This is a genomic window from Streptomyces swartbergensis (assembly GCF_002148965.1).
GTDB classification, from domain to species: domain Bacteria; phylum Actinomycetota; class Actinomycetes; order Streptomycetales; family Streptomycetaceae; genus Streptomyces; species Streptomyces swartbergensis.
Genome location: NZ_NGFN01000268.1, coordinates 1 through 11,942 on the forward strand (window position 1 = coordinate 1; position 11,942 = coordinate 11,942).

The 11,942-nt window shown below is 70.5% G+C and carries 12 protein-coding genes; 10 read left to right on the forward strand and 2 right to left on the reverse strand.

Annotation, left to right across the window (positions count from 1 at the left end; genetic code table 11):
* Positions 1–423, reverse strand: a 423-nt coding sequence (locus CA983_RS31815) for an alpha/beta hydrolase (protein ID WP_143645604.1), incomplete at its 3' end; no start/stop codon positions are given.
* A gap of 174 nt (positions 424–597) precedes the next feature.
* Here CA983_RS31815 and CA983_RS31820 point away from each other — a divergent pair.
* From CA983_RS31820 to CA983_RS31855, 8 genes are all read left to right on the forward strand, one after another.
* Positions 598–1,377 (forward strand): response regulator transcription factor, encoded by a 780-nt coding sequence (locus tag CA983_RS31820; RefSeq protein ID WP_086604263.1) that lies wholly within the window; start codon positions 598–600, stop codon positions 1,375–1,377.
* Positions 1,378–1,523: 146 nt separating this feature from the next.
* The gene (locus CA983_RS31825; protein WP_086604264.1) at positions 1,524–2,546 is read left to right on the forward strand and encodes a LacI family DNA-binding transcriptional regulator; all 1,023 of its coding nucleotides are present in this window, start codon (positions 1,524–1,526) and stop codon (positions 2,544–2,546) included.
* A gap of 145 nt (positions 2,547–2,691) precedes the next feature.
* Positions 2,692–3,684, forward strand: coding sequence for a S1C family serine protease (locus CA983_RS31830; protein ID WP_086604265.1), 993 nt, complete (start codon positions 2,692–2,694; stop codon positions 3,682–3,684).
* Positions 3,685–3,732: 48 nt separating this feature from the next.
* Complete coding sequence (locus CA983_RS31835; RefSeq protein WP_086604266.1) at positions 3,733–3,954, forward strand: hypothetical protein; 222 nt, start codon at positions 3,733–3,735, stop codon at positions 3,952–3,954.
* A 117-nt stretch (positions 3,955–4,071) separates the two neighbouring features.
* A complete protein-coding gene (locus CA983_RS31840) occupies positions 4,072–4,809 on the forward strand; it encodes a response regulator transcription factor (RefSeq protein ID WP_059418760.1) in 738 nt (245 codons plus the stop codon).
* Positions 4,806–6,278 carry a sensor histidine kinase gene (locus CA983_RS31845; RefSeq protein ID WP_086604267.1) on the forward strand — a complete coding sequence of 491 codons (1,473 nt, stop codon included), beginning with the start codon at positions 4,806–4,808 and terminating at the stop codon, positions 6,276–6,278. The genes CA983_RS31840 and CA983_RS31845 overlap by 4 nt, the downstream gene beginning before the upstream one ends.
* A gap of 59 nt (positions 6,279–6,337) precedes the next feature.
* Positions 6,338–6,670 (forward strand): ArsR/SmtB family transcription factor, encoded by a 333-nt coding sequence (locus CA983_RS31850; RefSeq protein ID WP_086604268.1) that lies wholly within the window; start codon positions 6,338–6,340, stop codon positions 6,668–6,670.
* Positions 6,671–6,723: 53 nt separating this feature from the next.
* The gene (locus tag CA983_RS31855) at positions 6,724–7,404 is read left to right on the forward strand and encodes an NAD(P)H-dependent oxidoreductase (RefSeq protein ID WP_086604269.1); all 681 of its coding nucleotides are present in this window, start codon (positions 6,724–6,726) and stop codon (positions 7,402–7,404) included.
* A gap of 27 nt (positions 7,405–7,431) precedes the next feature.
* Here the strand turns inward: CA983_RS31855 and mshD are convergent, their stop codons facing one another.
* Positions 7,432–8,358, reverse strand: coding sequence for a mycothiol synthase (gene mshD, locus CA983_RS31860; RefSeq protein WP_086604270.1), 927 nt, complete (start codon positions 8,356–8,358; stop codon positions 7,432–7,434).
* 145 nt (positions 8,359–8,503) lie between these two features.
* Between mshD and CA983_RS31865 the strand changes: the two genes are divergently transcribed.
* Both CA983_RS31865 and CA983_RS31870 read left to right on the forward strand, forming a co-directional pair.
* The gene (locus tag CA983_RS31865) at positions 8,504–10,327 is read left to right on the forward strand and encodes a bifunctional metallophosphatase/5'-nucleotidase (protein WP_086604271.1); all 1,824 of its coding nucleotides are present in this window, start codon (positions 8,504–8,506) and stop codon (positions 10,325–10,327) included.
* Between the two features lie 58 nt (positions 10,328–10,385).
* Positions 10,386–11,645 (forward strand): LmeA family phospholipid-binding protein, encoded by a 1,260-nt coding sequence (locus CA983_RS31870; protein WP_086604272.1) that lies wholly within the window; start codon positions 10,386–10,388, stop codon positions 11,643–11,645.
* The last annotated feature ends 297 nt before the right edge of the window (positions 11,646–11,942 follow it).

The window sequence follows — 11,942 nt, forward strand, 5'->3', positions numbered from 1 at the left end:
CCCCATGGAGAACCCCACCGTCCCCACGCGCGCGTGCCCGAGCTCCCGGGCCCACCGCACCGCCGCCGCCAGGTCGAGCACCTCCCGGTCCCCGACCGTCGACCGCCCGCCGGATGCCCCGTGGCCCCGGAAGGAGAACGTGACGACGGCCCCGTGCCGGGTGAAGGCCCGCGCCACCCGCCGCACGTGCGGCCGGTCCACGGCACCGGTGAACCCGTGGGCGACGACGAACACGGGGTGAGCGGCAGGTGTCCGGGAGGCGTCGTATACAACCGCACCCGGGTCGTATACGGCATCGATCGTCACACCGTCGGACGTGCGCAGAAACGTCCGCAATTGCGACCGCACAGGCGTTCCCCGGGTCGTCTCGGAGTGCGGACGAACGGTGGAACGCGCCACATGACCTGCCGGACCTGAGCTCATGTGGGCTATTCTGCTGGGCAGAGGACTCGGGCAGCGTAGCCCCCGGGTCCTTTTGTGCTTTCGGAAGCGTTGTATACGAGGCGGGAAACCGCAGGTGTACGGGGCCTTCGGGATCGCAGAGCCAAGTGCTGTGCCAACAGACGTCCTCGCAGGGACCGAGGAGGAACCAGACGTATGAGTTCTCTGCTGCTCCTGACCAACGCCCTCCAGCCGTCGACGGAGGTGCTCCCCGCGCTCGGCCTGCTCCTGCACAACGTGCGGGTGGCCCCCGCGGAGGGCCCCGCCCTCGTCGACACCCCCGGCGCCGACGTCATCCTCGTCGACGGCCGTCGCGACCTGCCGCAGGTCCGCAGCCTGTGTCAGCTGCTTCGCTCGACCGGACCGGGCTGCCCGCTCGTCCTCGTCGTCACGGAGGGCGGTCTCGCCGCCGTCACCGCCGACTGGGGCATCGACGACGTCCTGCTCGACACCGCCGGGCCCGCGGAGGTCGAGGCCCGGCTGCGGCTGGCCATGGGCCGGCAGCAGATCGTCAGCGACGACTCCCCGATGGAGATCCGCAACGGCGACCTGTCGGTCGACGAGGCGACGTACTCCGCCAAGCTCAAGGGCCGCGTCCTCGACCTCACCTTCAAGGAGTTCGAGCTCCTGAAGTACCTCGCGCAGCACCCCGGCCGCGTCTTCACGCGCGCCCAGCTGCTCCAGGAGGTCTGGGGCTACGACTACTTCGGCGGTACGCGCACGGTCGACGTGCACGTACGGCGGCTGCGCGCCAAGCTCGGTCCCGAGCACGAGTCGCTGATCGGCACCGTCCGGAACGTCGGTTATCGATTCGTTACGCCGGAGAAGGTGGAGCGGGCCGCCGAGGAGGCGAAGGCCCAGGCGGCCAAGGAAAAGCCGGACAACGAGGACGAATCGGCAGCTTTGGGCGCCACCGAGGCGCGCACCAAGGCGTAAAGAGGCGTATCGCGGTGCCCGCCTGGGCATCGCTTTCCGCACGGAGTGCGCGGGCGGGCGCCGGACGGCGGTCGGGATGCCGTACGGATGTACGGAAGCTCCTTTACGCCCTGCCCAGAGCGGGTATATCCGCGTAGACTCCGCGCGTGGCCAAGGTGACTCGGGATGATGTGGCGCGGCTGGCAGGGACTTCCACTGCCGTGGTCAGTTATGTCATCAACAACGGACCCCGGCCGGTCGCCCCGGCCACGCGCGAGCGTGTCCTCGCCGCGATCAAGGAGCTGGGGTACCGGCCCGACCGGGTCGCGCAGGCGATGGCGTCCCGGCGTACGGACCTCATAGGCCTGATCATCCCGGACGCGCGCCAGCCCTTCTTCGGGGAGATGGCGCACGCGGTCGAGCAGGCCGCCTCCGAGCGCGGAAAAATGGTGCTCGTCGGCAACACGGACTACGTGGGCGAGCGCGAGGTCCACTACCTGCGCGCCTTCCTGGGGATGCGGGTCTCGGGCCTGATCCTCGTCAGCCACGCGCTCAACGACCTCGCCGCCGCCGAGATCGAGGCCTGGGACGCCCGGGTCGTGCTGCTGCACGAGCGGCCCGAGGCCATCGACGACGTCGCCGTCGTCACGGACGACCTGGGTGGCGCCCAGCTCGCCGTACGGCACCTGCTGGAGCACGGCTACGAGTACGTCGCCTGTATGGGCGGCATAGCCGAGACCCCGGCCGTCGGCGACCCGGTCTCCGACCACGTCGAGGGCTGGCGGCGCGCGATGGACGAGGCCGGGATCTCCACGGAGGGCCGCCTCTTCGAGGCGCTCTACAACCGCTACGACGCCTACCAGGCCGCCCTGAAGATCCTCTCCGGTCCCGAGCGCCCGCCCGCGATCTTCTGCTCCACGGACGACCAGGCGATCGGCCTGCTGCGGGCCGCGCGCGAACTGCGGATCGACGTGCCCGGCGAGCTGGCGGTGGCCGGCTTCGACGACATCAAGGAAGCGGCATTGACCGACCCGCCCCTGACGACGATCGCCTCGGACCGTTCGGCGATGGCCCGCGCGGCGGTCGACCTCGTCCTCGACGACGGACTGCGTGTGGCGGGGGCCCGGCGGGAGCGGCTGAAGGTGTTCCCGTCGCGGCTGGTGCTACGGCACTCCTGCGGCTGCGCGTAGCCCCTTCCGGGCGCCTTCACGCACCCCTCCGGAGGCGCCTTCACGACCCCTTCCCAGGCGCCTTTATATCGGGCATACGAGGTTCTGTCGGGCTTCTCAGGGAGGACTCAGGAAGCTCTCATGGTCGGGCTCCAAGCTCTGAGACATGACCGAGAGCTTCCACCGCAGTGGCGAGTACGAGAACCCTTACGAGGGTCAGCAGCAGGCCCCGGTGAACCCCGAGTGGCCGCCTCCGCCGGCGTACAGCCCGGCACCCGCTCCGAAGAAGCGCAACCGTGGCACCGTCGCCCTGCTCGCCGCCGTGGCGATCGTCGCCGCGGCGATCGGCGGCGGCACCGCCTACGGCATACAGGAGCTGACGGGCAACGACACCGTCGCCTCCAGCTCCACCAGCACCAACGTGGTGCCGTCCAGCCAGAAGGGCACGGTAGCCGGGGTCGCCAGGGCGGTCAGCCCCAGCATCGTCGAGATCAGCGCCGACTCCAACGCCGGTTCCGCCACCGGCTCCGGCGTGATCATCAGCAGTGACGGTGAGATCGTCACCAACAACCACGTCGTCTCCGGTGCCTCGCAGATCAAGGTGACGACCAGCGCCGGCAAGTCGTACTCCGCCAAGGTCGTCGGCACCGACAGCAAGAAGGACCTGGCGCTGATCAAGCTGGAGAACGCCTCCGGCCTGAAGGCGGCCACGCTCGGCGACTCCTCCGGATTGCAGGTCGGCGACCAGGTCGTGGCCATCGGCTCCCCCGAGGGCCTGTCCGGCACCGTCACCAGCGGCATCATCTCGGCCCTCGACCGTGACGTCACCGTCCCGACCGACGAGGACCAGGGCCAGCAGTCCCCGCAGGGCGACGGGTGGCCGTTCGAGTTCGGCGGTCGGCAGTTCAACGGCGACACCGGCTCGGACACCACGACGTACAAGGCGCTCCAGACCGACGCGTCCCTCAACCCGGGCAACTCCGGCGGCGCGCTGATCGACATGAACGGCAACATCATCGGGATCAACTCCGCGATGTACTCGCCGGCGGGCGCCGCCTCCTCGTCCTCCGACGCGGGCAGCGTCGGCCTGGGCTTCGCCATCCCGATCAACACCGTCAAGGCCGACCTCGCCAAGCTGCGGGCCGGCTCCACCGACTGAGACCCCGACTGAGTTCCCGAGTGAGTTCCTCGAGTGAGGAGTACGGCGATGATCCAGCAGGTTCCGCACACGGTGCCGGGGGCCGACCCGGCGGGGTTCGCGCTGGCACTGGCGGTGGCGTCCGAACTGCACGCACCGGCACCGGCACCGGCATCCGGATCGGCATCGGTGACGCGTGCCCCCGAGGTGGCGACGGCCAAGACCCGGCCCGCGCGCAAGGCCGCCGCCCGCCGGGCCGCCGCCGCCCGTCGCCGCAAGGTACGGGGCTGACCGGGGATGAGCCGGGGCTGATCCTTCTCCCGGCCCGCCGCGCCGACATGCGAGGCTGAGAGCGTCAGCGACACCCCGTCCCGCCACACCACACACCACACCCGAGGACCCCGACCCATGAGCCCCGCAGACGGCGACCGTGACCCCCAGCGCATCCTGATCGTCGACGACGAGCCGGCGGTACGCGAAGCACTCCAGCGCAGCCTCGCCTTCGAGGGATACGGGACCGAGGTCGCCGTGGACGGCGCGGACGCGCTGGAGAAGGCCGCTGCGTACCGGCCCGACCTGGTCGTCCTCGACATCCAGATGCCCCGCATGGACGGCCTGACGGCGGCACGCCGCATCCGCTCCACCGGCGACACGACTCCCATCCTGATGCTGACCGCCCGTGACACCGTCGGCGACCGTGTCACGGGACTGGACGCCGGGGCGGACGACTACCTGGTCAAGCCCTTCGAACTCGACGAACTCTTCGCCCGCATCCGCGCCCTGCTGCGCCGCAGCTCCTACGCGGCCGCCGTCGGCGCGGGCTCTCCGGACGACGAGGACGTCCTCGCCTTCGCCGACCTGCGCATGGACCTCGCGACGCGCGAGGTCACCCGGGGCGGCCGCCCGGTGGAGCTGACCCGCACGGAGTTCACCCTGCTGGAGATGTTCATGGCGCACCCGCGCCAGGTCCTCACCCGGGAGCAGATCCTGAAGGCGGTCTGGGGCTTCGACTTCGAGCCGTCGTCGAACTCCCTCGACGTCTACGTCATGTACCTGCGCCGCAAGACCGAGGCCGGTGGCGAGCCGCGCCTCGTCCACACGGTGCGGGGTGTGGGCTACGTGTTGCGGCAGGGCGGCGCGGAGTGAACAAGGTCGTACGCCGGTTCCGCTCCCTGCCGATCCGGTCCCGCCTGGCGCTGCTGGTGGCGGCGGCGGTGGCGTTCGCGGTGGCGGCGGTTTCGGTGACGTGCTGGTTCATCGTGCAGGGGAAGTTGTACGACCAGGTGGACAGCGACCTCAAGTCGTCGTTCCGGATCCTTCAGGCGGAGGATTTCGACGCGCTGACGAAGGCGTGCCCCCAGAAGCCGTCGAACACGCTCGGCGGGGCCCCGCGCCCGCAGACCTACGCGCAGGTCGTCAGGTCTGACGGCAGGGTCTGCCTGTTCAGCAACCTCATGCCCCAGGTGAAGGTCACGAGCGGCGACAAGGCCGTGGCCAAGGACCCCGACCCCACGACGGCCAGGCTGCGCAACGGCACCGACAGCGACGGCAACTCGGTGCGAGTGCTGACGACGGCGGTCGTCGTGAAGGACGGCCCGTTCCAGCAGGGCGTGGCCGCCGACTACGCCCTGGTCATCGCGGTCCCTCTCAAGGGCACGGAGTCCACGCTCAACGAACTGGCGCTGATCCTGCTGCTCGTGTCGGGCGTAGGCGTGGTGGGTGCCGGCGCGGCCGGCCTGGCGGTGGCCCGGGCGGGTCTGCGCCCTGTCGACAAACTCACCGAAGCCGTCGAGCACGTGGCGCGCACGGAAGACCTGGACATCCGCATTCCGGTCGACGACGCCGACGAGGACGAGGTGGCCCGCCTCTCCCGCTCCTTCAACTCCATGACCTCGGCCCTGGCCAGCTCCCGCGAGCTCCAGCAACAGCTCATCGCGGACGCGGGCCACGAGCTGCGCACACCGCTCACCTCACTCCGCACGAACATCGAACTCCTCACCCGCAGCGAGGAAACGGGCCGCCCCATCCCCGAGGCCGACCGCAAGGCGCTCCTCGCGTCGGTGAAGGCACAGATGACGGAGCTGGCCGCGCTCATCGGGGACCTGCAGGAGCTGTCCCGGCCGGACACGGGCCAGTACTCGGGCCGGACGCAGATCGTCGCCTGGCACGACATCGTCGACTCGGCACTGCGGCGGGCGCGGCTGCGCGGCCCGGAGCTGACGATCACGGCGGACGTCCAGCCGTGGTTCGTCCGCGCGGAGCCGTCCGCACTGGAGCGGGCGGTGGTCAACATCCTCGACAACGCGGTGAAGTTCAGCCCTGAGGGAGGCACGATCGAGGTGCGCCTGTCCGAGGGTGCTCTGACGGTCCGCGACCACGGCCCGGGCATCCCCGACGACGAACTCCCCCACGTCTTCGACCGCTTCTGGCGCTCCCCGAGCGCGCGAGCGCTGCCCGGCTCGGGCCTCGGCCTGTCGATCGTGGCGCGCACGGTGCAGCAGGCCGGCGGCGAGGTGTCGCTGTCCCACGCCGAGGGCGGCGGCACGGTGGCGACGGTACGACTGCCGGGGGCGGCGGTGCCTCCGCCGGACAGTCCGGCTTTCGCCGCCGAATAGCACGGATGCCACATCGAGATATCGTGGTGTGTCGGACTGCAGGGCGGGAAAGGTGACGCATGGCCGCGACGGCGGGGCTGGATTCGGGTGAACTGATCGAGGCGTTCAAGGCCCTCGGCAACCCTGCCCGTCTACAGATCATGCAGTGGCTGAAGGATCCCGACGCGCACTTCGGTGAGTACGAGCCGATCGCGGATCGTCGGGCGGTCGGTGTGTGCGTCACGCACATCCAGGCGAAGGCGGGACTCGCTCAGTCGACGGTCTCCAGCTACATGAGCACACTCGAACGGGCGGGACTCGTGCGTCCCACCCGGGTGGGCAAGTGGACCCACTATCGACGCGACGAAGAGCGGCTGGCACGGCTGGCACGGGCGATCGGCACCACGCTCTGATTCCAGCACGACTCTTCAATTGACGAATCGCGATACGTCGATATGATCTCCTCATGTCGACCTCCGCTGCTGTGCCCACAGCCCTGATCGTTCACGCCCACCCCGAGCCCCACTCGTTCAGCACCGCCCAGATGGCCGCCGCGACTCAGTCCCTGGGTGAGGCCGGGTACCGGGTCGACGTCCTGGACCTCTACGCCGACGGCTGGGCGCCGGTGCTCGCCCGCGAGGAGTTCGCACCGGTGGAGGGCCCGTTCAAACCGCAGGCCGAACAGATGCGGGCGGTCGAGGAGGGGACGCTCGACGCGGCCGTCAAGGCCCATCTCGACCGGCTGCTCGCCGCTGATCTGCTCGTGCTGTCGTTCCCGATGTGGTGGTTCTCGCTGCCGGCCGTCCTCAAGGGATGGGTGGACCGGGTCTTCGTGATGGGCGGGGTCTTCGGCGGCGACCACGGGCTCTTCAAAGACGCGGCGCTCGCCGGGAAGCGCGCGATGCTGCTGTTCACGACCGGCGGGCCCGGCGAGTCGTTCCGGCCCGGTGGCGCCTTCGGCCCGATGGACGACTTCCTGTTCCACATCCACCGGGGAATGCTGGAGTTCGTCGGCTTCCAGGTCCTCGACCCCGTGATCACCTACGGCCCGGCCCGCATGACCGACCAGGAACGAGCCGCGGCGCTGGATGCGGTCAGGGAGTCCGTCGCGCGCGTCGCGGCCGATGCCGGAACCCCCGTGGGCTGACAGCGGAGCCGACCGGAGCCGCCGCCGTCACGTCTCGGTCCGGTACATCAGGTCCACCTCGTGCGTGACGAACCCCAGCCGCTCGTACACCGACACCGCCGCCTTGTTGTCGGCGTCGACGTACAGCATCGCGGTGGGCACGCCCTGGTCCGCCAGGTGCCGCAGGCCGATCGTCGTGAGGGACTTGCCGAGGCCGCCGCCCTGGGCGCCGGGGGCGACGCCGAGGACGTACACCTCGCCCAGGCCCTCCTCGGTGTGGACCTTGGTCCAGTGGAAGCCGATGAGTTCGTCGCCGCGGAAGGCGAGGAAGAACCCCGCGGGGTCGAACCACGGTTCGGCCTTGCGGTCGTCGAGGTCCCGCTGGGTGAGGGAGCCCTGCTCGGGATGGTGGGCGAAGGCGGCGGCGTTGACGGCGAGCCAGGCCGCGTCGTCCTGGCCGGGGACGAAGGTGCGGACGGTGACGCCTTCGGGGAGGACCGGCTCGGGCGCGTCGAAGCCGGTCAAGGGGCGGCGCATCTGGCGCAGTTCGCGGAACAGGGTCAGACCGAGGACCTGCGCGAGGTGCCGGGCGGCGGAGTGGCCGCCGTGCGCCCACACCCGCAGCCGCTTGCCGGACGCGGCCAGCAGCGCGGAGCCCAGCGCCCGCCCGTGCCCGTGGCCCCGGTGCGCGGGGTGCACGACCAGTTCGGCGGCCGGCGGCTCCACCGGGTCGGTGTCCTCCAGTTGGGCGTACCCGACGAGTTCGCCGTCGACGGTGAGCAGCAGATGCGCCACGCCCGCCCGTTCGCCGCCGCGCAACTGCAACCGGCCCTGTTCGGACACCGCCTGCTGCCCGTCGGTCCGGGCCGCCTCGGCGAGCAGCCCGAGCACGGCCTCGGTCTGCTCCGCGGAGAGCGCGGCAAGGGTCTCGATCGAGCGGGGGTGGCCGGGCCGTGCGGTGTCGTCGCTGGTCATGCGTATGAGGGTACGGGGCCCCACCGGCAAATCGGCGGCAAAGAAGCAACCAAGGTGTAACCACGAAAGACCTGTCGCGCTACGCGCGTTGACTCTAGGCTGCGCCGGACGACATCACTGTCCCAGCAGACCCACAGGGGGGCGTATGCCAGCCACTTCACCGGCGCCGGCGCACCAGGAGCGCCGCAGACGTCGCAGGAACCGTCTCGTCGCTCTCGCCGCCGGTGTCGCCACCGTCGGCGCGCTGGCCGCGGCGACGGTGCCCGGGTCGGCGTCGGCCGACGAGAACCGCAGCGGGAGCGGCCACTGGCCGGGCCGCTACCAGGACGTCCAACTGCTGTCGTTCAACGACCTGCACGGCAACCTGGAGCCGCCCACCGGCTCCTCCGGCCGGGTCACCGAGCACCAGCACGACGGCACGACGAAGCCCATCGACGCGGGCGGTGTCGAGTACCTCGCCACCCATCTGCGTCAGGCCCGCGAGGGCGAGAAGTACTCCATCACGGCGGCCGGCGGCGACATGGTCGGCGCCTCCCCGCTCATCTCCGGCCTCTTCCACGACGAGCCGACCATCGAGGCGCTGAACAAGCTCGACCTCGACGTCACCTCCGTCGGCAACCACGAGTTCGACGAGGGCGCCAAGGAGCTGGCCCGCCTCCAGAACGGCGGCTGCCACCCCAAGGACGGCTGCTACACGGACCAGGAGTTCCAGGGCGCCGACTTCCCCTACCTGGCCGCCAACGTCCTCGACGAGAAGACGGACAAGCCGATCCTCAAGCCCTACTGGGTGTGGAAGAAGAAGGACGTCAAGGTCGGCTTCATCGGCGTGACCCTGGAGGGCACCCCGGACATCGTCTCCGCCGAGGGCGTCAAGGGCCTCTCCTTCAAGGACGAGGTCGAGACGATCAACAAGTACGCCAAGGTGCTCCAGCGGCAGGGCGTGAAGTCGATCGTCGCGCTCATCCACGAGGGCGGCTTCCCGGCGTCGACGTCGTACAACTACGACTGCGACTCCCCGGGCGCCGGCGACGGCATCTCCGGCCCGATCGTCGACATCGCCAAGAACATCACCCCGCAGGTGGACGCGCTGGTCACCGGCCACACCCACAACGCGTACGTGTGCACGATCGACGACCCGGCGGGCAAGCCCCGGATGGTCACCTCGGCCGCGTCCTTCGGCCGCCTCTACACCGACACCACGCTGACGTACGACCGGCGGACCGGCGACATCGCCCGTACGGCCGTGAAGTCCGCGAACCACGTGGTCACCCGGACCGTCCGCCCGGCGAGGGACATGACCGACCTGATCACCAAGTGGAACACGCTCGCGGCGCCCATCGGCAACCGCGCGATCGGCCACATCTCCGGCGACATCGGCAACACCGGCACCGAGTCCCCGCTCGGCGACCTCATCGCCGACGCCCAGCTCGCCCACGGCAAGCAGCTCGATCCGGAGACCGACCTCGCGCTGATGAACCCGGGCGGCATCCGGGCACCGCTGACGTACGCGGCCAAGGCCGGTGAGGGCGACGGTGTCGTGACGTACGCCGAGGGCTTCACGGTCCAGCCGTTCGCCAACACCGTGAACCTCCAGGACTTCACGGGCGCCCAGCTGATCCAGGTGCTCAAGGAGCAGGTGACCGGCCCGAACGCGGCGGCGCCCAAGATTCTCCAGGTGTCGTCCGGCCTCACCTACACGCTGGACCTCACCAAGTCCGGCGCCGACCGCGTGGTCACGGACTCGATCAAGCTGAACGGCGCGGCCATCGACCCGACGGCCACCTACCGCGTCGCGACGAACAGCTTCCTCGCGGGCGGCGGCGACGGCTTCCCCACGCTCGGCCAGGGCACGAACGACGTCGTCGGCGCCGACGACCTGACCGCGCTGGAGCAGTACCTGACGGCCAACTCGTCGGCCACGAACCCGCTGGCACCACCCAAGGCGGACCGCATCGCGATCGTGAAGTAAATCGCATACAGGGGATTCAAGTTGCGGTCAGGGGCGGTGCGCATGGTCGGATGAGACGATGCGCACCCCCCACCGCATGGACACGCAACACCTTCCCCACGACGGATCCGAGCACCCTCACGACCGCTCCGAACAGCCCCGCAACCCCTACGACGAACTCGGCGCACTCGACGACGGCCCGCTGGAGGAGACCCCTCTGGAGGACTACCTCGGCGAGGACGCCGAGCGGCGGGACGAGCAGGAGCCCCAGTGGTCGCCGCCCGACCACCGCCGTGGCGGCCGACGCCGGCGGAATCGTTTCGCCGGGCTGCCGCTCGCGATGAAGGCGGTGGTCGGGCTCGTCGTGCTCGCCGCCTTCGTCGCCCTCGCCGACCGCTGGGCCGTGCTGTACGCCGAGCACCGGGCGGCCGACACGCTCAAGGACCGGCTCGACCTCGCGGCGGCGCCCGAGGTGGAGATCGGCGGGTTCCCCTTCCTCACCCAACTCGCCGACAAGCGGCTGGACTCGGTGAAGGTGACCGTCCCGGACGTCGCCGCCGACCGGGTCTCCCTGGCGAAGGTGTCGGCCACGGCGCACGACATCCGGCTGGACGCCGACGGCCTCACGTCCGTGCGGGGCGCCCACATCCCCCGGTTCGACGGGGACGTCCTGCTGTCCTTCGAGGATCTCAACCGCGAACTGGGCGCCTCCCAGGTGACGTTCACCGGCGAGGGCCGCGACCGTGTCCGCGCCCGCGGCACCCTGCCCGTCGCCGGACACGACCTGCGGCTGCGCGCCGAGGCGCGGATCCAGCGGCAGGGCGAGCGGGGCATCGCCACGGAGATCGGCGGAATGCGGCTCGACATCGGCGACCTGGCCACCTACCGCCCCGGCACCCGCCCCGCGGAGGGCCTGCACCTCACCCCCAAGGGGACCGCCGACCTCGCCCGGGAGACCCGCAAGGCCAAGGCGCTGCTCTCGGTCCCGGCCATCGTGCAGCGGATGGGCGTGCCCGAGGCGACCGTGCGCGAGGCCCTCGCCGACGACGGCAAGCTCGCCGAGCTGACCGGCTCCCCGAAGTTCGCCCGCCAGGCCGAACGCCTCAACCTCATCGACCTGGCCCTGGACAACCCCGAGGTGCTCCGCCGCCTCGGCCTCGACCCCGACCTCCTCGACGAGCTGTCCGGCCTGACCCGCCCGGTCCTGGCCGACCGGCTGGCGCTGGCGTTCGAACTGCCGAAGCCAGAGCAGGGGGACGTACGGCTGGACGACGTGCGGGTGGAGGAGGACGGCATCCGGGTGCGGGTGTCGGGCTCGGGGCTGACCGTGGGTTCGTAGCGCCATGGTTCGTAGCGCCTGGTTCGCTAACCCTGGCTTCGTAGCCCCGCGAGTCCGCAACCTGCGTTCCTGATGAAATTTGGTGTGCAGATGTGTTGACCTCTGTTCGAGTTCTCTTCTAGTTTGCGGGAGCCAACGAGCCGCCGATCTGTATGCGAGTTCCGCGGACGCAACTGCTCAGAAGGGGACGTCGTGTCACGAAAGACTCACCGGGGGACAGCCGCTCTGGGGGCGCTGCTCGCCTGCGCCACGGCATTCGGCGGGGCCCTCGCCTCTCCCGCAGCCGCCTCCCCCACC